Annotated in this window: 17 protein-coding genes; 14 read left to right on the forward strand and 3 right to left on the reverse strand. The window is 48.4% G+C overall.

What is annotated here, in order from left to right; translation table 11 throughout:
- Positions 1 to 40: 40 nt before the first annotated feature.
- The 5 genes from MUG84_RS03970 to MUG84_RS03990 are packed head-to-tail and all read left to right on the forward strand — an operon-like array spanning position 41 to position 3,401.
- Positions 41 to 565 (forward strand): GNAT family N-acetyltransferase, encoded by a 525-nt coding sequence (locus MUG84_RS03970; RefSeq protein WP_244720416.1) that lies wholly within the window; start codon positions 41 to 43, stop codon positions 563 to 565.
- Between the two features lie 54 nt (positions 566 to 619).
- Positions 620 to 961: an SdpI family protein gene (locus tag MUG84_RS03975; protein ID WP_244720423.1), complete on the forward strand. Its 342-nt coding sequence runs from the start codon at positions 620 to 622 to the stop codon at positions 959 to 961.
- Between the two features lie 52 nt (positions 962 to 1,013).
- The gene (locus tag MUG84_RS03980) at positions 1,014 to 1,769 is read left to right on the forward strand and encodes a threonine/serine exporter family protein (protein ID WP_425313126.1); all 756 of its coding nucleotides are present in this window, start codon (positions 1,014 to 1,016) and stop codon (positions 1,767 to 1,769) included.
- Positions 1,770 to 1,779: 10 nt separating this feature from the next.
- A complete protein-coding gene (locus MUG84_RS03985; RefSeq protein ID WP_425313127.1) occupies positions 1,780 to 2,220 on the forward strand; it encodes a threonine/serine exporter family protein in 441 nt (146 codons plus the stop codon).
- A 29-nt stretch (positions 2,221 to 2,249) separates the two neighbouring features.
- Positions 2,250 to 3,401, forward strand: a complete 1,152-nt coding sequence (locus tag MUG84_RS03990; RefSeq protein WP_244720426.1) for a glycerate kinase family protein — start codon at positions 2,250 to 2,252, stop codon at positions 3,399 to 3,401.
- Positions 3,402 to 3,554: 153 nt separating this feature from the next.
- Here the strand turns inward: MUG84_RS03990 and pepT are convergent, their stop codons facing one another.
- Positions 3,555 to 4,790 carry a peptidase T gene (gene pepT, locus MUG84_RS03995; protein ID WP_244720429.1) on the reverse strand — a complete coding sequence of 412 codons (1,236 nt, stop codon included), beginning with the start codon at positions 4,788 to 4,790 and terminating at the stop codon, positions 3,555 to 3,557.
- Between the two features lie 228 nt (positions 4,791 to 5,018).
- On the opposite strand from pepT, the gene MUG84_RS04000 reads away from it, so the two are divergent.
- The 6 genes from MUG84_RS04000 (at position 5,019) to murI (ending at position 14,857) form a co-directional block, all read left to right on the forward strand.
- Entirely contained in the window at positions 5,019 to 5,288 is a 270-nt protein-coding gene (locus MUG84_RS04000; RefSeq protein ID WP_244720432.1) for a hypothetical protein, read from the forward strand.
- A 95-nt stretch (positions 5,289 to 5,383) separates the two neighbouring features.
- Positions 5,384 to 6,124 carry a MerR family transcriptional regulator gene (locus MUG84_RS04005; protein WP_244720435.1) on the forward strand — a complete coding sequence of 247 codons (741 nt, stop codon included), beginning with the start codon at positions 5,384 to 5,386 and terminating at the stop codon, positions 6,122 to 6,124.
- Between the two features lie 333 nt (positions 6,125 to 6,457).
- A complete protein-coding gene (locus MUG84_RS04010; RefSeq protein WP_244720438.1) occupies positions 6,458 to 12,565 on the forward strand; it encodes an S-layer homology domain-containing protein in 6,108 nt (2,035 codons plus the stop codon).
- Between the two features lie 305 nt (positions 12,566 to 12,870).
- Positions 12,871 to 13,371: a DinB family protein gene (locus tag MUG84_RS04015; protein WP_244720442.1), complete on the forward strand. Its 501-nt coding sequence runs from the start codon at positions 12,871 to 12,873 to the stop codon at positions 13,369 to 13,371.
- A gap of 23 nt (positions 13,372 to 13,394) precedes the next feature.
- Complete coding sequence (locus MUG84_RS04020) at positions 13,395 to 13,883, forward strand: GNAT family N-acetyltransferase (RefSeq protein WP_244720447.1); 489 nt, start codon at positions 13,395 to 13,397, stop codon at positions 13,881 to 13,883.
- 164 nt (positions 13,884 to 14,047) lie between these two features.
- Positions 14,048 to 14,857 (forward strand): glutamate racemase, encoded by an 810-nt coding sequence (murI, locus tag MUG84_RS04025; RefSeq protein WP_244720452.1) that lies wholly within the window; start codon positions 14,048 to 14,050, stop codon positions 14,855 to 14,857.
- Between the two features lie 11 nt (positions 14,858 to 14,868).
- Here murI and MUG84_RS04030 read toward each other — a convergent pair whose 3' ends face one another.
- Together MUG84_RS04030 and MUG84_RS04035 are read right to left on the reverse strand one after the other, a co-directional pair.
- On the reverse strand, positions 14,869 to 15,627 hold the full coding sequence (locus MUG84_RS04030; protein WP_244720455.1) for an MBL fold metallo-hydrolase: 759 nt from the start codon (positions 15,625 to 15,627) through the stop codon (positions 14,869 to 14,871).
- Between the two features lie 277 nt (positions 15,628 to 15,904).
- The gene (locus MUG84_RS04035) at positions 15,905 to 16,954 is read right to left on the reverse strand and encodes a 2,3-butanediol dehydrogenase (RefSeq protein WP_244720458.1); all 1,050 of its coding nucleotides are present in this window, start codon (positions 16,952 to 16,954) and stop codon (positions 15,905 to 15,907) included.
- Between the two features lie 298 nt (positions 16,955 to 17,252).
- Between MUG84_RS04035 and MUG84_RS04040 the strand changes: the two genes are divergently transcribed.
- The 3 genes from MUG84_RS04040 to MUG84_RS04055 all read left to right on the forward strand — a co-directional run bounded on the left by MUG84_RS04040 (position 17,253) and on the right by MUG84_RS04055 (position 20,006).
- Positions 17,253 to 18,284, forward strand: coding sequence for a LacI family DNA-binding transcriptional regulator (locus tag MUG84_RS04040; protein ID WP_425313128.1), 1,032 nt, complete (start codon positions 17,253 to 17,255; stop codon positions 18,282 to 18,284).
- A 115-nt stretch (positions 18,285 to 18,399) separates the two neighbouring features.
- Positions 18,400 to 18,984 (forward strand): histidine phosphatase family protein, encoded by a 585-nt coding sequence (locus tag MUG84_RS04050; protein ID WP_244720474.1) that lies wholly within the window; start codon positions 18,400 to 18,402, stop codon positions 18,982 to 18,984.
- 98 nt (positions 18,985 to 19,082) lie between these two features.
- Entirely contained in the window at positions 19,083 to 20,006 is a 924-nt protein-coding gene (locus MUG84_RS04055) for a carbohydrate kinase family protein (RefSeq protein ID WP_244720476.1), read from the forward strand.
- Positions 20,007 to 20,022 lie beyond the last annotated feature (16 nt).

Raw genomic sequence — 20,022 nt, forward strand, 5'->3', positions numbered from 1 at the left:
ACGATGGTTCGAAAATACGATTAGGGAAGAGGCTGAGAGTATGGAGAAATGGATCGTCAGGAAGGCGGAAGAGAAGGATATCCATAGTTTGGCGAAGGTTCATATGGAGAGCTGGCTGACAACGTATCGCGGCATCGTACCGGATTCCTATCTCGACAATATGAAGCTGGAATCACGGATCGAATTATGGACTCGGGTGCTTAACCCTTCGAATGAGACAGTGACCTTTGTGCTCGAGAATCCGGAAGGAGTGGTGAACGGCTTCATCAATGGAGGTAAAAGCCGGGAAACGGAACTGGATATTGAGGCCGAGGTTTATTCGTTATACCTTTTGGAAGAAGCCCAAGGGAAAGGGCATGGACGTAATCTCATGAAACGGTTGATCGGATATTTTCAGAAAGAAGGCTACCGTTCCATGCTGGTGTGGGTGCTTGAAGACAATCCGGCCGTGCAATTTTACAAAAAAATGGGCGGAAAGTTTCTAAAGCGCGGTAAGGTGGAAATTGCCGGAGAGCCGCTGCAGGAGCTGTGCTTCGAATGGAGAAGTCTAGAGGGATTTGAATGAGAAATACAAAGTCGCGCTTGATAATCATCTTATTGGAGAGAGCGGTGATGAGCAGTGGATATCGGCAATCTGGTTATAGGAGTGATTGTAGGTCTGATATATTTCACAGTCGGGCTAGCGATGAAGATCAAACCTTCCCATGATATAAGCAGCCTGAACCGCCGATACGGAATATCTCGGCCAGCGGAGAGCGAGCATTTCTGGAGGGTGGCGGGCGGATATAGCGCCAATCTGATGATGCTGATCGGTGCGATCTTGATTGTTATCAGTGTTGTCTGCAGCTTATGGGTTCAGGGGACTGCCGGATTTGTTGTTATACTGGCGGCAGCGGTCGCATTGGCTGTTCTAATGATTGTTCTGGTTGAGCGCCGGTTGAGAAAAACCGCGAGAAAATAGGTGAAAATGGTAATCCGAGATCACTGCGGGCAAAAGGCGAAAGGAGCAGACTTTGGACGATTCACTGCAAAAGGAACGGGAAATTATGAAGGTTTGTCTGCTCGCAGGGCAGATTATGCTGCAAAGTGGGGCAGAAACCTACCGAGTGGAGGATACGATGATGCGTATCGCTTCATCATACGGTATTGATCATACGCACAGCTATATGACGCCTACCGGGATTATTTTCTCTCTAGAGGATCCGCAGCCGATGACAAGGCTCAACCGGATTACGGAAAGGACAACCAATTTATATAAAATCGATCGGGTGAACAGTCTTTCCCGCCGTATCAGCGAGGGGGCACTGAGCATCGCTGAAGCGTACCGCGAGCTTCGGGAAATTGACCGTACCAAGGCCATTTATCCGCTGTGGCTGAACGTGCTTATGGCTGCGGTATCCAGTGGATGCTTCCTGATCATGTTTCGCGGCACATGGCATGATTTTATACCGGCTATGCTGGCAGGGGGGATCGGCTACTACTGCTCAGTGCTGCTTCACCGCCTGGTGCCGGTGAAGTTTTTTGCTGAATTTTCCGGAGCGCTCATGATTGGATTAAGCACCATATTCTTTGTCAAATACGGTTTTGGACAGGCGCGCGACATCATCATTATCAGCTCTGTCATGCCGCTCGTTCCCGGACTCCTCATTACGAACGCAATCCGGGATTTGATGGCGGGCCATCTGGTTTCTGGTTTGTCTAAAGGAGCGGAAGCTTTTATTACATCCTTTGCCATTGGCGCGGGAATCGCGTTTATGCTGTCGGTTTAATAGGGGGTTCATGATGTACATCGAACAAATGATAACCAGCTTTATCGCTTCCGCTGCGTTTGGCATGATCTTTAATGCCCCGAAAAAAGCGCTGATCCAGTGCGGATTTGCAGGTATGGTTGGATGGCTGCTGTATATCTGGCTCCAGGACATCGGATTCCTGAGATTAACGGCAACAGTCTTAGCCTCCTATTGCGTGACGATGATCAGCTTGATTTTTGCCAAAATCTACCGTACGCCAATCATCGTCTTCAGCGTCTCGGGGATTATTCCGCTCGTTCCTGGAGGACTAGCCTATGACGCGATGCGTAATGCCGTGGAAAACCAATATGATCAGGCGGTGCAATCAGGGGCAGAAGCGTTCATGATGTCGGGAGCGATTGCGCTTGGGCTGCTGCTATCCGAGGTGACGAATCAGGTCATTCGAAAAATCCGAACCCCGAGAATCTAAGGTGGAAAACGGGCAGGAGGGATAACGTGATGGATAAACAGATAACGATCGTACTTGCGCCGGATTCCTTTAAGGAAAGCATGACCGCAAAACAGGCCTGTGAAGCCATGGAACGGGCAATACTTAAGGTGAACCCAACTGCACGGTGCATTCATGTCCCGATGGCGGATGGCGGAGAAGGAACAACGCAGTCTCTGGTGGATGCGACCGGAGGAACTATTCATTCAATCCGGGTTCAGGGTCCCATGGGCAAGGAAGTGGAAGCTGCTTACGGGATTATGGGAGACAGCAAAACAGCGGTTCTTGAAATGGCGAGTGCGAGCGGCATTGGTATTGTACCTGCGGCAGAACGGAATCCGATGGTAGCGACAACCTATGGCACAGGCCAGTTAATCCGTGCTGCCTTGGACCATGGCGTAGAGAAGCTACTGATCGGAATTGGCGGCAGTGCAACCAATGACGGCGGCGCGGGGGCTTTTCAGGCCTTGGGAGGAAGGCTGCTGGACGCGGAAGGCAAGGAGCTCGGTCCTGGCGGTGGTGAGCTCGGACGATTGGCGAGCATTGACATGAGCGGTTTTGATTCAAGAATCCAGGGTGTCCGGATTGAGGTGGCATGCGATGTTACTAACCCTCTTTGTGGACCTGAGGGAGCATCACGGGTCTTTGGGCCGCAAAAAGGAGCAACACCCGAGATGATTTCCTTGCTGGACGCTAATTTACAGCATTTTGCCGATGTGATAAAGCTGCAGCTGAACAGGGATATTGCGGACACTCCCGGAGCGGGTGCTGCAGGCGGCCTTGGTGCGGGGCTCATGGTATTTTTAAATGGAGTGCTCAAAAAGGGGATTGAACTGGTCATCGATTATACCGGTCTTGAGGAAAAAGTGATGCAGGCGGATATGGTTTGGACGGGGGAAGGCAGCATCGACTTTCAAACTCAGTTCGGCAAGACGCCTCTTGGAGTTGCAAAGGTTGCACACAAGCATCATAAGCCAGTTGTCGCGTTTGCAGGCAGGATTGGCGAGGATATCGATAGACTCTATGAACAGGGATTGGATGCAATCTTCGGTATTTTGCCAGGGGCGTGTTCGCTGGAAGAGGCACTTATGCAAGGCGAGAAAAACATGGAGCGTGCCGCAGAGAATGTGATGCGCTTGATGATGTCGCTCCAATCGAGATAAGCGTTTTTCTAATAGGAAAAGCAGGAGAGACGGCCAATTCCCTGTCCAATGGGAGACCGTCTCTTTTTTGTGAATCGTATTCTTGGTCATACTTGATCGCTTGATCCTGTTGTTTTTGGCGTTCCTCTATAGCGGTCGCCCTCTGGAATACTGTTATGCGCCGCGCTGCTCGAAGCGTTGAACGATTTCCACGATGACTTGAACGGCCTTCAGCATGTTGTCTACCGAAACGTATTCGAATTTGCCGTGGTAATTCTCGCCTCCGGTGAAGATGTTAGGAGTCGGGAGTCCCATGTATGACAGCTGGGAACCGTCGGTGCCGCCACGGATCGGTTTCACGATCGGCTTAATGCCCAGGCTTTCCATGGCCGTATAAGCGATATCCACGATTTCTATTACGGGTTCGATTTTTTCTTTCATATTGTAATACTGGTCGCGCATTTCGAGCACGATGCGCTCTTCTCCGTATTTGGCCTGCAGCTCCTTCACGATGCGCTTCAGGTTTTCTTTCTTGTTTTCAAACTCTGGTCTATCAAAATCACGAATAATATATTCCATGCGGGTGCGTTCGGTATCGCCGTTTTGGCTGAGCAGGTGGTAAAAGCCTTCATAGCCGTCCGTATGCTCAGGGGCTTGTTCAGCTGGCAGCATGCCGTTAAGCTCCATCGCAATTTTGATGGAATTGACCATTTTGTTTTTAGCCGTCCCCGGATGAACGTTGGTGCCGTGAATGGTAATGCTGGCCTTGGCAGCGTTGAAGCTCTCGTATTCTAGTTCGCCAAGCGGTCCGCCATCCATCGTGTATGCGAAAGTGGCGTCGAATGCTTTCACGTCGAACTTCTCCGGTCCCCGGCCGATTTCTTCGTCCGGCGTGAAGGCGACTCTGATTCTGCCGTGCTTGATTTCCGGATGTGTGATCAGATAAGCCATGGCGGTCATAATCTCGGCGATTCCGGCTTTGTCGTCCGCACCAAGCAGTGTGGTTCCGTCAGTAGTGATCAGCGTATGGCCTTTATATCCGGACAGTTCCGGGAATTGCTTTGGAGACAATACGATGTTCAGCCCTGAATTCAGGACGATGTCTCCGCCGTCATAATTTTCAACGATTTGCGGGTTCACGCCTGCTCCGGTGAAATCAGTTGCCGTATCCACATGGGAAAGAAAGCCGATCGTCGGCACATCCTTGTCGGTATTGGAAGGCAGCGTTCCCATGACATAACCATTCTCATCCATGGTCACATCTTGCAAGCCAATCGTTTTCATCTCTTCAACCAGCTTGCGGGCAAGGGTCAGCTGACCTGGCGTGGAAGGACAAGTAGGGCTGTCCTCGTTCGATTGTGTTTCAACTTTGGCATAGGAAATAAAGCGTTCCATGATTTCCTGTTTCAAATCGTTCAGCTCCCTTGATAAATTGTGATTTTCATATGTAGATTGCATTTATTTTCTATGATATCACGGACGGCATATAAAATCACAGGGAGGCCGGAATCCGGGAGAGAGAATGGTATAATCAAGGGAACTTCCAAGTAACCTCAAAGCCATATAGAACGTTAAGTACATATAGTTATTTTCGAAATAGATGCATTGTCCCAAAAAATTTAACTGGAGGTGCTTCGAATGAACCGAAGAGGAGTTGGATCCGTATTTCTTGTCACAGCAGCTTTCCTGTTTGCGATAAGGTATATACTGGCTGCGCTGCTTATGCCGTCGAATTCCGGGTGGAATTCGAATTATTTTGATATGGTTTTGGAGGAATCCGGTGCTCCATTACTGACATTATGCGTTTTGTTTTTGATTGCCGGGCTGATTTATTTTATTGTGGGGGATTTCCCCAAAGTAGTCCGCTGGTATACAAGCCAGGTCAAAGAAAACCGGAATGAGGAGTAGGCATGAGGATAAGTGACTTGAAAAAAATCAAAAATGCCTGTTGACTCTCACGTTACGTTATTCTCTATAGTGAAGGTGAAGGGAGGATAACATCCATGATGGTTAAGGAAGTCGCGGAGCTGGCCGGAATCAGCGTGCGTACGCTTCATCACTATGATGAAATCGGCCTGCTGCACCCTAGCGGTACGACAGAGGCGGGGTACCGGGTCTATTCGGATGAGGATCTGGCGCTGCTGCAGCAGATTTTATTTTTCCGTGAGCTCGGATTCCCACTGAAGCAAATCCGGGATATCGTCAGCCGGCCGGATTTCGACCGCAGGGAAGCGATGGAGCTTCACCACAAGCTGCTGCTGGAAAAGCGCGCCCGGCTGGAGCGGATGATCGATACCTTGGAGAAAACGATGAAGCATGAAAAAGGAGAGATCAGGATGACGAATCAGGATAAATTTGCAGGCTTTGATTTCAGCAGCAACCCTTATGAACAGGAAGCAAGAGAACGCTGGGGTGACAAGGCGGTAGACGAATCCAATGAACGATTGAATAAGATGTCCAAGGAAGAACAAACGCAGATGGGAGAAGAGATGAACGCCATTTACCGGAAGCTGGCTGAGCTACGGCATGAATCGCCTGCCACCGATGAAGCACAGCAAGCTATTGGCGAGTGGTACCAGCTGTTGAACCGGATGGGGTATTATTCGCCCGAAGCCTTTAAAGGGCTTGGACAAATGTATGTTGATGATGAACGTTTTACCCGCAATATTGATAAGTTTGGTGAAGGATTAGCCGTATTCATGCGAGATGCCATGGCTGAGTATGCGGACAGACGGAGCCAATAATGTGTAAGAACAGTTAGAGCCCTATAGCGGGCTTTAGCTGTTCTTTTTGGTATTCAACACATTCTTGGCGTTTCCAAGAAAGCTATCTACAATGGTGGAAAACTCAATCGCTGAAATTAGGGACAGCATTCAGGGATTCACCCATGAAGCTGAGTCACAGGTGTGTGGATCAGCTTTTTTTTGTTTTTAATATTTATTGAAGATTTATTTAACAATATTAACGAGATTAACCATCCGTTTACATTGTATTAATATTCGGCGAACACATCCTTTTTACAATAGATATGTGAAGATTTAATCCAATGTAAAACTGTAAAGGAGTTGTAAGCAGCATTGAATAGGAAAAAAAGAATCAAACGGAGTGTCTCCATCATTATGCTGAGCAGCATGATGTTAACTGCAGGAACTCCCTCCTTTCTCATCAATCCAGTTAATGCGGATTCATCTCCTGCAGAAGCTGTGGTGAACAACGGACAAGAAGCTTCAGGCGGTGAACAGGAGGGGATCCGGCTTCAGCATACGCCAGCCGCATGGATTCCCGAGCAGCAGAATTATACGGTTACAGCCGGCGTGTACGGTAATGGTGTGACGTGGACCGGCCAAATCCGTTACACAGTGGATGGACAGGAACAGCCGCCTGTCACGTTAATGCCTGAAGGACAGCAGCAGGATACATATACGGGAGTCATTCCGGGTGAGGCACTAAGCGGCCGTAATCTGGAATATGCAATCGAGATTTTAGATACCAAAGGAAAAGTCATTCAATCCCAGTCCTACTCGACAATATTTCAGGGAGATGCTCCCAAGTCATTATCCTCCGTTACGACAGTACCAGCCCTGCTGATTACCGAGATGGCTCCGGATACAACGGACCTTCCGGGGACGAATACGGACGCTTATGAATTTGTTGAGGTATACAATAATACCGATCTGGACGTGAATTTTAAGGACTACACCTTCTTTTACAATAATAAGGATACGTGGGCGCCTGAAGCAGGAGCGGACATCATCATACCAGCCCACCAGTCGGTCGTATTCTGGATTATGAACGGCAAGAACGATCTGGAGACTGCTGCACAGTTTAACCAAAACTATGGAACCAATCTGACGGAAGGCGTCAACCTTTTTCGCATCAAGGGTGGAGGCGGTATGGCCAACGCCAGCGCTAGAACACTAATGATTAAAGCAAAGAGCGGGGAGCCGGTCGTATCGGCATCCTATGAAGCGGCCCATGTCAAACCGAATATGGGTGTTTTCTTTAAACATCCGATTGCTGGAAGCAACTTGATGAGCGTTATGGATTCATCCGGGAAGCTGCCGGCAACACCGGGAGCCATTGATCCTGACCAGATCGTGCCACCGGTTGTGGATGGAGGAAAACAAACTGAAATCAGTCATACTCCAGCAACTGTAGTGGATGTGAAGGATCTTGAGATCAAAGCGCATGTGCTCAATCCCGGCACGAATCCAGACGGTTCTAAAGCTGCTATTAGGTTGCTTTACAAGACCCCATCACAAGCGAGATACACGGTAACCACTATGACAGACTCTGGCAATACAGGAGATTACACAGCAACGATACCGGCAGCAGCTCTTGCAGAGCCTACACTGGACTACCGGATTCAAGCAGGCCTATTGGACAAGCCATACACGTTTCAGGTCAATATGGCCCCTTTTGATTCGTCAAAAGCGCCTGCGCTGTTCGTAACCGAATTGGTTCCCAATACAACGAATGTTCAGGGAACTTCAACGGACGCATACGAATTTATCGAGGTATACAACAATTCCGATATGCCGGTAAATTTCAAAAATTACAAGATTTATTACCGTTATCCGGACAAAGGTCCTTCGGCGGACGTTGAATGGCCATCTACACAAAAGGATTTTATCATTCCATCCAAAGGGTCCGTTGTTTTCTGGATCAAGAACAGCGCCAACACGGCTTATACAGAAAGTGATTTTAACAGTTTTTATAAAACGAGCCTTGTTCCCGGACAAACCCTGCAGACGATTCAAAGCGACGGTATGGCTAACTCCGGCAGGCGGTCAGTCTTGATCAAAACGAATACAGGCCGGGAAATTTCCAGTGCCTATTATGATGCGGATCTGATGTATGAGGGCAGCTCGAAAAGCGACGAAACGAACGAAGACAAAGCTATTCTCTACAGATATCCGGTTAATGGCGGCAATGTAATGATCAAAGCCAGCTCGGGAACCGAAACACCAACCCCGGGTTCTGTATCTTCCACTCAGGTGCCTAAGGACCTGGTCCATATAAATGCAGATACCGTGCCTCCTACCATTAAAGACATGACGGGCATCATGGAAGTGGATCAATCCAAAGGGCTTGAGCTGAAAGTAGACGCGAGGGATGATCATGAGGTTACCTCTGTCGAGGTGTATGTTCGTTCAGACAAACAGACGGAATACACAAGGCATAGCCTGAAAGAAGATTTTAACGATATGATGTATCATTACAAGTTGTCTTCAGCGGATCTGATCGGGCGCAAATATATTGAATACTACTTTGTGGTTTCGGACGGCATGAACGATAAGGTATCCGATCCTGTGAAGATTTCCGTGACGGGGGGCCCAAGTGAAGCTCCGCTGCGTCTGAATGTCAAGGACGAAGATATTCTGAAGGGCACCCATATCATCAAGGGAACCTCGCAATCATCCGGGTTAACCGGGGTGAGCTTAAGTGTTGACGGGAAAAAGCTGCAGGACAGCGATATGAAGGCAGGTCTTGAACATGATGCTTACTTTGTTTTTGATGCCGTCAACGTGGATTACTATTTCAAAAATGCGGTAACGATGGGACCTCCGGAGCTGGAGGACAAAACGATTTTGTATACGTTTATGGATCCGATCGAGACGTATACAACATTGTCTTTCCCGATCAGTGCGGAACGACTGGCAGAAGGCGATAATGTCATCTATATCCGGGCCGGTTCAAAGACTTCTCCATTCGATAAACGTCCGGAAGAAAACAAGGATGATTTCGAAGTTAAAAATGTAAGACTTTTGCTCGCTGACGGAACTGAAATCTGGGATCCGGCGTATGCCGAAAAGGAAAAGCAAATCAAGATAGGTGATTCTGAAGGCAAAAGCGAATTCATTGGTTTTCATTTCGACCTGAAGCCGGAGTATCTGAAGGCCAAAACCTATTCCTGGGACACCACTTCCGTTGCGGATGGTCCTCATCAAGTTAAGGTATCGGATGGTAACCAGGAAGTGACCTCGAGTGTCATCGTTGATAATACGGCACCGGTGATTAAGCCAACCCTAGAGGAAGGCAAAGAATACCGGGGCGAGTTCGTTATTGATGCAGACGTCAAGGATGCCTATGCAGGTGTAGATAAAATCATAGTGAAGCTGGATGACAAGCCGATTGAGCTTCCGTTTACAACCTCATCCGGCCAAATGGCTGGAGGAGCGCATAAGCTGTATATCCAAGCCGTGGATAAAGCCGGAAACATTTCCGAGAAGACTGTTAACTTCAATGTGCCTGACGAGAATCCGCTTGCTCCGCAATTGATCAGTCCAAAGCAAGGACAAACCGATGTCGGCACGGATGCTAGTCTAACCGTCAAGGTGCAGGATCCGAATCAGGATCCAATGAAGGTTACATTCTATAAGGGATACAAGTATGATGGAAATCGCGCGGAAGGATTTAAGGGCTATACCAACACGTCACCGACCGAACCTCCAAAGGAGATGGATCCTGCAGGGGAAAAGGCTTTAAGCCGTGAGGATTACGAGAACATCAGCGCAGTAGACGGGAAATATCTCGTGAACGATTCCGTGGAGCAGTTCCCTTACCAGCGCTTTGAGGTCAAGCTAGACCCTTCGGTGAAAAGCACAGACCGTGTAGAAATCAACTGGAAAGGTAAATCGCTGGAAGGCCGTAAAGTGAGCCTGTATGCCTGGAGTCCGGCGCAGCAGAAATGGGTGCAGCTGGATCAAGTCATAGCGGGAGCGGATGACTTCGAGCTAAACGCTGTGGTGCATGCGGGCGAGTATGCCAATGGTCAAGTCATTGATGTCATGGTTCAGGATGAGATCGCGGTTCAGGGGGCACCTGCAGTAAACAAGTCTACTCCTGAATCGCAGGATCCGTATGATTTCTCTTTTGTCTGGATGTCGGATACCCAGTATTACTCTCAAAGTTATCCTATGATCTACCAAAATGTCGTCAATTGGATCGTGGATCAGAAGGAGAAAATGAACATCAAATACGTAATCCATACGGGTGACGTCGTCGATAAATCCTACGAGGAATATCAGTGGCAGGAAGCCGACAAGGACATGAAGGTTCTGGAGGATGCCAATATTCCATACGGCGTGCTGGCAGGCAATCATGATGTCGATCACCAGAATAACGATTACACCAAGTTCAAGGAGTATTTCGGTGAGGACCGCTTCAAAAGCAATCAGGTGTATGGCGGATCGTATGACGACAACCGTGGACATTATGATCTGGTTTCATCGAACGGGAATGATTTTATTATCGTCTATATGGGCTGGGGACTCGGCGAGAAGGAAATCGACTGGATGAACGAGATTGTGTCTAAATATCCTGAGCGCAAAGCCATTCTTTGTTTGCATGAATATTTACTAGTATCGAACAACCGGGCTCCGATCGCCGATCAGATTTTTGAGAAGGTCATCAAACCGAATAAGAACGTCATCGCCGCATTGTCTGGCCACTATCATGATGCGGAGCTGAAGGTCGATCAGCTAGACGATAACGGTGACGGCATTCCAGACCGTAACGTATATCAAATGCTGGCCGATTATCAAGGTGCTCCTGAAGGCGGGCTTGGATACATCCGTCTCATGCAGTTCGACATGAAAAATAACAAGCTGCATATCAAAACGTATTCTCCTTATTTGGATGATTACAACTACTATGATCCGCAAACGGAAGCAGGCAAAGACGAATTCAGCCTGGATCTCGGACTCGCACCAACAACCAAACGGGTGGCAACGGATTATATTGCAGTAAAAGTCTATACCGATCAGCAGATCGGAACTCAGTCCAATGTGAAGAGCGGTACGGAAGCCACTGTGGTATGGAAAGGGCTGGCTTCAAACAGCTATGATCAGTGGTATGTCCAAGCCGAGGATGGGCACAGCGGCAGCGTATTATCAGATATTTGGGGCTTTTATACAGGCAAGGAAACAGGTGAGGTGAGCCCTCCGGAAGGCGGAGGAAGCACAGGTGGAGGAGATCCATCGACGAATCCGGGCAAACCGGGAGTGCCGCCGACACCAGATCCTGAACCCGCCAACGGACAAATCACTCTAGAGCCGTCCGCAGACGGTGCATATCATGCCGATGCCAAGACACTGGAAAAAGCCATCACCAGCACAAACAATGGCAAAGTGGTCGTGGAATTAACCGGGAAAGAAGAGCAGGCGGGAGCTTCCGCTGTGTATCTACCTGCCGCGGCGTTGAAAAAGGCGAAAGACAGTCAGCTGTCGCTGATTATCTCCGCACCTGGATTGACAGTTACGCTGCCGCCAGCTTCCTTGCCGGATCATCTGGAGGATGCCGATCAGCTTCTTTTGCGGATCGATACCACCATGAACGAGACTGTTAAGCGAACGTTCAACAGCAGCATCGGTTCTTCGAAGGAGTATAATCATGTGGGCATGGTATATTCGCTGTACATGGCTAAGATCAAAGGGCAAATCGAAACGAGAGTGACTGCCTTCGGCGGACCTGTGAGTGTGCAAAGAAGTCTTACGGCGGACCAGCAAAAACAGCTCAAAAATGGATATGCGGGCGTATATCTGCTGCAAGACATGAAGCCGGTATACAAGGGCGGAAAATGGAGCGACGGCATTCTGACCTTCTCGGCAGATCAGCCGGGCATCTATGCTGTGCTGGAGTACCACAAACAGTTCAAGGATGTTAAGGGATCCTGGGCAGAGGAGTATATCGGGAAGCTTACGGCAATGCATCTCATCCAGGGCATGGACGAAGATCATTACGGACCAAGTCAAAATGTAACACGTGCCGATTTCGTAACCCTAGCAATGAGGGCAGCTGGTGTGGATCTGACCGCTGCAAGTCAGATCTTTAAAGATGTTCCTGCGGACGCTTATTACTCCGCTGCGGTTGCAGAGGCGTCTAAACTTGGCTTCATTCAAGGCAGTGAAGGGAAGTTCCGTCCTCAGGACACCATCAGCCGCGAGGAAGCAGCCGTTATTTTGATGAAGATCAGTGATTATATGTATGGTAAGGAACGTACAGGTTCAGTGAGTACAGAGTTCAAGGATATGAAGCAAGTATCTCCTTGGGCCAAAGAAGCTGTAGACCATGTGAACAAGCTCGGTCTCATGAACGGCAAAGGCAATTCCATGTTCGATCCACAGGGGGAAGTAACCCGGGTGGAACTTGCAAAAATGATCTACAACTTGATCAATCCATAACTAACCAAGCAAAAGCCGGGTGATATGACATCCGGCTTTTTGCGCGTACAGGAACTGTTTATCCATGATATACTATGACTTGTAAATGATTCCTTGGTGGAATGCTGATATGCTTATGAAATGAGCGGAGGACAACGATCACGCTATCCATGAAAATCGTGATGTATGCTCAGCTTTATATGGATATTTGACGGAGGGAATGCTTCACACTTCCCGCATAGGATGGTCGATAGAGGAGCGTTCTGCAAAATAAACTTGGATTAGGTTTAATTAATAACCTTAAGGCCAGACGAGGAGGCGCTCTGATGAAGGGTTGGTTTGAATATAATTGGCAGGTTCGTGACGAATGGTTCGAGGTATGCCGCCGTCTGCCACTTAAAGAGCTTATCGAGGAAAGAACGGGTGGCGTCGGTTCCATCCTGAAGACCCTTTTTCATATTGTGGATGTTGAGTTCAGCTGGATCAGGGCTATTGAAGGAATGGAAGATTGGGAACCCCTTTTTGAAGATTATGAAGACCTCGATGCCGTAAAAGAACTATCGGATATGTGCCGTAAACAGCTGGAAGAGATTCTTTCGAACGCTGATGCTGATAAAGAATACTCGGTAGTACACGTATCCTGGCATTCGGAGCCGCTGGTTTATGGAGAGGTCCTCCGGCATGTAATTGCCCATGAAATACATCATATCGGACAGCTGTCGGTATGGGCCAAGGAGCTTGGCATTAAGCGGGTATCTGCGAATTATATCGACCGTGGACTGGGGCAGCGAATGCTCTCAGGCAACGAAAGCCGGGTAATATTTTAACAAGGAAGAGGTGTGCAGCAGCGATGGAACGATTAAAGAGCATGAACCTTGAAGATGCGGCTGCGATCGCGTCGTGGAAGTATCCGCACCCTTATGACTTATACAGCATGGATGGAAGTGAAGAGGATATCTCCGATCTGATGAACGGGGACTATGTTTCCGTCAGGTCCGAAGAAGGGGAGATCATCGGTTTTTATTGTACGGGGAATTCGGCGCGTGTTCCAGGCGGCTATGATGCGGGAATCTATCATGATGAATCGTTGGTCGATTTTGGTCTAGGAATGAATCCGGAGCTTACCGGACAGGGACGAGGAACACGATTTGTGGAGGAAGGCATAGCATATGTAAAGCGTTCCTATCCCGAAAAAGGAATACGGCTCGTTGTTGCGACTTTTAACGGGCGCGCGATGAGGACATATGAGAAGGCCGGCTTCAAGCATTTTGGCGTATTTACTTCGCCCGTACATCATCGGCCCACCGAATTTGCTTGCATGATCAAACGTGATATTTGAATGGTTCAGAGCGTATGCCTGCATGGATTGATTTGAATCGCTGCAGCAGGTGTATTATTTTCCCATCACCGATTTCCTTGACTTTTGGCAAAAATTTGGTTTTCATCATATAGGGGAATAAAGAATATTGATGTATTGAATCTATGAAAAATCAGGTGAACAACATGCGAATTGCGCTTTTTGATTCAGGGTTAGGCGGATTAACCGTACTTTCTGAAGCTGTAAAGCAGCTGCCCGAAGAGAACTTTTTATTTTTTGCCGACAAGCTTCATGCACCTTACGGCACGAAAACGAAGGAGCAGGTGCAGGACGCTGTGCGTGAGTCGCTGGATCAAATTTTACAAGAGGATATCAAAGCACTCGTGATCGCTTGCAATACTGCAACCAGTGCCGCGGCGGAGGAGCTCCGGAGGGAATACAACTTTCCGATTATCGGAATGGAGCCTGCGGTGAAGCCGGCCGTTGAGATGAACCGTGATACTGGAAAAAGAGTTCTAGTGGCCGCAACGCCGCTGACGCTTCATCAATCGAAATATACCCAGCTGGTAGCTCGTGTGGACGACCACCGTATCGTGGACTCGCTCCCCCTGCCTGAACTGGTGACATACTGTGAAGCAATGCAGTTTGATCCTGAAGTGGTGACGGCTTATTTTAACGAAAAATTGGCCTCATACAATCTGAATGACTATGGCACGTTGGTCTTGGGCTGCACCCATTTTCCATTCTATAGGCCACTGCTCAGCCGAATTCTGCCGGAGCATATTGAGATTATTGACGGGAGCCGCGGAACCATCTGCAGACTCCGTCACGTGCTTGCTGAGAAGGGACTCCTCGGAAAACAGGGCAAAGCGGACATCCGATTTATATCCTCTAGCCAGGACCCTGCGTATACACAGAAAATGAAGCAGGCTTTCGAATGGTTTCAAGAACATGAGCATGCCAATGAAGCGATTGAAGTCAAAGTGAACGGATAAAGGAAAAGAAGCTAGATGTGTGCAAGCTCCTGCAAAGCTTGAGAGACGTTATCCTGAAATAATCCGCCATGGTAGCAGATGACGGACTGAACTTCATAGCTGGCCAGCTTTTTGACGGACTCCATCGCCTGTGGCATATTCAGGGTTTGTTCGGGCGATGGTCCGTACAGCCGGCCGTCAACGACGCGGAGAGCATCTGCTGCTATGAGTGTTTTGCTTGGAATATGATACAGACTGATATGACCCGGCGTATGTCCGGGCGTAGCAATAACTTCGATACCGCCGCACAGGGGCAGTACTTCTCCGTCTTGGATCACTCGGTTAACGGGTGATTTGGGCGGATTTTTTAATGTGGAGAGAAAAGCCTGTTTCCACTGCTCGGGAACGTTGGCCGGAATCATAGCTTCCGCTGCGGCGAGCGCTTCGGGCGTGATTTTGAGGATCATCTGGTCCCCTTCAATAAAAGGCTTCTCCTTTTCGCTTGCCAGCACCTCGATTAGATGTTCGGTTTGTTCAAGCATGGCCGGGAGGCTGCCGATATGATCGATATCCTGATGCGTCAGAATGACGTGGGACAAATCATGAATTCGAATGCCATGGGATTCCATCGCCTGTGTAAACAAAGGGGTTTGCCCGGGAAATCCTGTGTCCACCAGAATGGCATGTTTATCGTCATGAATCAGAGTGGGATGAATGGTATCGACTTTACCCATTATCATTGCGGAAATATCCAGCATGTGAATCTGACTTGCACGATCTGTTTGGTTCATATAGCACCCTCCAAAATATATTTAATGTCTCGTTGAGCAGGTACTATCATAGCGCCACACTTAGTCTATGTCAAACAAAATATTTTATTATATCATATAATTATTGAATTGTCAAGTTAAATGTTTGTGGAGGGGCAAATTGGATGGTTTAGTTCTGAAATATTTAAAAAAGAGCCGGATTTCTCAGCGTGAGAATCCGGCTTTGATATGGAAGATGAAACTGGATAGATAGATAAAACTCATCAAGAATAGATATAACCCGATAGAACGAATCGTATTATTCCGGTTTAACCAGAATTTTGACTTGATCTTTTTCCTTCATCAGCGACTCGAAGCCTTCAGACAGAACATCCTTCAGCTGGATGCGCTTGGTCACAAGCTTCTCGGCAGGGAAGTAGCCTTTATCCATTAGGCTGATGACTGCAGGGAATACGTCGCAATATCCGATAATGCCTTTGATGGTACGTTCCTGCATAACCACGTTGTTCGGATGAATTGGAGCTTCCTTTTCAAAAATGCTGACGATCATAAGCTCGCCACCCATCTTCGTAGACATGAGTGCTTGAGTTAGGACTGGCGGAACGCCGGTTACTTCATAGGCTACGTCAACGCCGCCATTAGTGAGCTTATGAATTTCCTTCACAGCGTCAAATTCCTTCGGATCGATGACAATCGCACCGAGCTCAGCTGCTTTTTGCTTGCGTTCAGGCGATAGCTCTACGGCATAAATTTCGGATGCACCGGAAGCTTTTAACGCCTCGATCACCAGCAGGCCGATTGGGCCGGCACCGAATACAGCGGCTTTATCGCCGACTTTCAGTTTGCTCTTCCGTACAGCATGAAGTGCTACTGCAGATGGTTCCACAAGCGCGCCTTGCTCGTAAGAAACGGAATCGGGAATTTTATGGACCATGATTTCATCGGCAGCCACGAAGCTGGAGAATCCGCCACCACCGCCAGAGAGGCCGAGGAAGCCCATTTTTTCGCAAAGATTATATTTACCTTGCTGGCAGGCTTCACATTCTCCGCAAGCATAGATTGGTTCCACGACAACTCGGTCGCCTACACTAACTTTGGTTACGCCTTCGCCGATTTCCACGACTTGACCGGAGAATTCATGCCCCATTACGATTGGAGCTTTTTCACCTGTGAGGGGGTGAGGAGCGTCCTGGGGAACGAAGATCGGTCCCGCAGTATATTCATGCAGATCGCTGCCGCAAATACCGCACCATTCTACTCTGATTTTTACTTTGCCTTTTGTAGCTGTTGGCTCTTCAATGTTGTCCAGACGCAAATCCTTTTGGTCATGCCATCTGAGTGCTTTCATGTCAAACGTCATCTCCAGTTCGTAAATGAAATGTAATTATGATTAGATGAGCTGTTTGAGCTCGTAATGGGAAACGTTTCCGGAAACTAATATGTCACATATACTTCTGATTGTCAAATTTAAATTTTTATCTTTTAGCCTGTGAAAAGTGAAGATTTTAAAGGATAGTAACACCTGCTTTGTTATCAAGCCCAGGTGCTGATTTATATAAAAAATCTTTAATGTTATAATATAACTATAGAGTTTGCAAATCCTAATCAACTGGAAACGATTCCATGAAAAAGGGGATTAAGTTGGGTTGTCGAATAAAGCAAAAGTAACGATAGAAGATGTGGCGGAAAAAGCCGGCGTAGGGATTGCGACGGTATCCAGAGCCATTAACAATTCAAGCGGCATCAGCGGGAAAACTAAAGCCAAAGTGCTGCAGGCGATTGAGGAGCTTGGATTCATCCCGAGTATTGCAGCGCAAAGCCTGAAAATCCGGAAAACAAACCAAATTGCACTGGCTGTTCCGGATATCCGTAACGCTTTCGTGCCGGAAATTGCCTGGTCCGTGGAGCAGGCAGCCAAGCAGCATGGATACCGCGTGGTGAATATTAATACTTCAGGCATTGGACGCATCGAAATTGAAACCATTCGTGACGTTAAAAAGCTGCATGTGGACGGGCTGATTATTCTGCCGCTGGCCTATCCGCAGAACTTTGTGGAACTGGTGAACAAATCTCCGGTGCCCATCTCGGTAATCAACTATGGCAAAAAGCTCACGCCTGACATTAAGGCTGATGTCGTCTGTTTGTCCCAGCAGGAAGGGCGCATGGCTATGGAGCATCTGATCAGCATTGGCCGGACGCGGATTGCATACGCCGGAGCACCAAGGGATATTATCGAAGAACGTTACAATGCCTATGTAAACTCATTAAGCCATGTGGATGTTTCGCTGGTGTATTTCGGCGAGGATTTTTCCCTGAACACGGGTGCTAAGGCTGCGGATTATTTCAAAAGCCTGAAAAACATGCCTGATGCGGTGTACGCCGGCAACGATATGGTGGCGATTGGCTTAATCAACCGATTCAAAGAGATTGGCGTCCGGGTTCCGGAGGATGTCGCTGTGTGCGGCATCGACAACAACATTTATACGACAATCACATCGCCGCAGATCAGCTCGGTATCCATTATGGGGGTAGAGGTATCCCGCCTGGCTACGGAACTGCTGCTCAAGCGGATTCGCGATAATGCCACCGGCGTGTATGAACGGGTACAGTTTGAACCTCGTTTGATTGTCCGGGAGTCCAGCGTGAAGATGAAACGGAGTACGACATATTTGGAGTAACGACGGCCACCAATTTGAGTTTCATACCGGGGATCTGCAGGCTCGTATGGACTATTACAGAACCGAAAAAGGCCACATGACGTTTTATTCATAATCATTTTACAGGGGGAAAGATATGACAACGATTGGCTGGGTTAGACATGGGATTACAGACTGGAATGTGGTGAGAAGGGCGCAGGGACAGACCGATGTGGCGCTGAACGATACGGGGCGTGCACAGGCTCGTGCGCTGGCTGAACGTTTTAAACACGAGGTGTGGGATTGGGTTTATACAAGTGATTTGTCGCGGGCCAAGGAAACAGCTGAAACCATTGCACAGGCGCTGAATATCCCGATATATGTGGATGAGAGCTTGCGGGAAAGGGCATTCGGAAAAGTGGAAGGGACAACGGAAGACGATAGAATTCGGATGTGGGGCGAGGACTGGCAGGAGATAGAACTTGGAATCGAGTCCGATGAATCCATGATCCGGCGCGGAACCGATTTCGTTCAAGACATTTGTAGTCAGTATCCGGGAAAAAGGGTATTGGTCGTGAGCCATGGCGCATTCATCTCGACGCTGCTGCCCATATTGGTGCCGAATATGCATGAGAGGGAGCATTTGCATAACACCTCTGTGACGCTGGTCCGTCAGGTGGAAGAAACATGGGTCTGTGATTTGTATAACTGCCGACGGCATTTAGAGGCTGTTAATTTATGATGCAAGCGATAAAGTTTTAAGAGTGGAAAGAGGATGGATATTCGCGAATAATACTCGAAGGCCAGTAAAACCAATACACGAGCAAAGGGGAAAATGCTGTGAAAATTGTCGTTATCGGCGAGCTCAACGTGGATGTGATTTTGTCAGGAACAGATTTGATACCGGAATGGAACCGGGAGAAGCTGATTGATTCCTTCGATATTGTTCTCGGCTCATCCTCGGCTATTACGGCATGTGCACTTGCAGGGATCGGTGCGGAAGTTCATTTTGTCAGCATCGTGGGAGAAGATGATTTTGGCCGGTTTTGTGTAAAAGAGCTTGAGCGTATGCAAGTAAACACCATGCATGTGATCCGGGATCCGGAAGTTAAAACCGGCGTTACACTTTCTTTTTCAACGCCAAGTGATCGCGGACTGCTCACTTATCCTGGCAGCATTCCGCTGCTAAAGCCGGAGAAAATTCCTGCAAAAGTGTTTGAAGATGCGGATCATGTGCATTTCGGCTCTTACTTCTTGCAGGACGGCATGCGTCCACATTGGGAAGATTTATTTGCCCGGCTGCGCAGCCAAGGAATCACGACTTCATTCGATACAGGCTGGGATGTTCACGGCATGTGGCACCGCGATGGAATTGACCGGCTGCTGCCGCATACGGATCTGTTTATTCCGAGTGAAGAGGAAATCATACATATTTATCAGACGGACAGTGTAGAAGAAGCGGGCCGCAGACTCCCTGTGGGTGCAAATACGGTAGCGGTCAAATGCGGCAGCAAGGGCGCGATGCTGCTAACCCCTGGTAAAGATCCGGAAATGATCCCTTCATTCAAGGTGACTCCGGTTGACACGACGGGAGCTGGGGATGCTTTTAACGCAGGTCTGATCTATGCTTTCCGTAGCGGACTACGTGGTCATGATATGGTGAGGTTCGCCAACGCGAGCGGGGCGATTTCTACGCAGGGCGTAGGTGGAACGGGCTCACTTCCGACGACCCAGAAAATAGAATCATTTTTGAAATTGGTTTAGGTATACTCTAACTTGT

The organism is Paenibacillus mangrovi (genome assembly GCF_022898935.1).
GTDB classification, from domain to species: domain Bacteria; phylum Bacillota; class Bacilli; order Paenibacillales; family Paenibacillaceae; genus Paenibacillus_AQ; species Paenibacillus_AQ mangrovi.

What these genes read in the sequence shown, in the direction of transcription:
- MUG84_RS03970 (WP_244720416.1), top strand. Translation starts at nt 41, where the DNA reads ATGGAGAAATGGATCGTCAGGAAGGCGGAAGAGAAGGATATCCATAGT.
- MUG84_RS03985 (WP_425313127.1), top strand. Translation starts at nt 1,780, where the DNA reads ATGATGTACATCGAACAAATGATAACCAGCTTTATCGCTTCCGCTGCG.
- MUG84_RS03990 (WP_244720426.1), top strand. Translation starts at nt 2,250, where the DNA reads ATGGATAAACAGATAACGATCGTACTTGCGCCGGATTCCTTTAAGGAA.
- MUG84_RS04000 (WP_244720432.1), top strand. Translation starts at nt 5,019, where the DNA reads ATGAACCGAAGAGGAGTTGGATCCGTATTTCTTGTCACAGCAGCTTTC.
- MUG84_RS04005 (WP_244720435.1), top strand. Translation starts at nt 5,384, where the DNA reads ATGATGGTTAAGGAAGTCGCGGAGCTGGCCGGAATCAGCGTGCGTACG.
- MUG84_RS04015 (WP_244720442.1), top strand. Translation starts at nt 12,871, where the DNA reads ATGAAGGGTTGGTTTGAATATAATTGGCAGGTTCGTGACGAATGGTTC.
- MUG84_RS04020 (WP_244720447.1), top strand. Translation starts at nt 13,395, where the DNA reads ATGGAACGATTAAAGAGCATGAACCTTGAAGATGCGGCTGCGATCGCG.
- murI (WP_244720452.1), top strand. Translation starts at nt 14,048, where the DNA reads ATGCGAATTGCGCTTTTTGATTCAGGGTTAGGCGGATTAACCGTACTT.
- MUG84_RS04030 (WP_244720455.1), bottom strand. Translation starts at nt 15,627, where the DNA reads ATGAACCAAACAGATCGTGCAAGTCAGATTCACATGCTGGATATTTCC.
- MUG84_RS04035 (WP_244720458.1), bottom strand. Translation starts at nt 16,954, where the DNA reads ATGAAAGCACTCAGATGGCATGACCAAAAGGATTTGCGTCTGGACAAC.
- MUG84_RS04050 (WP_244720474.1), top strand. Translation starts at nt 18,400, where the DNA reads ATGACAACGATTGGCTGGGTTAGACATGGGATTACAGACTGGAATGTG.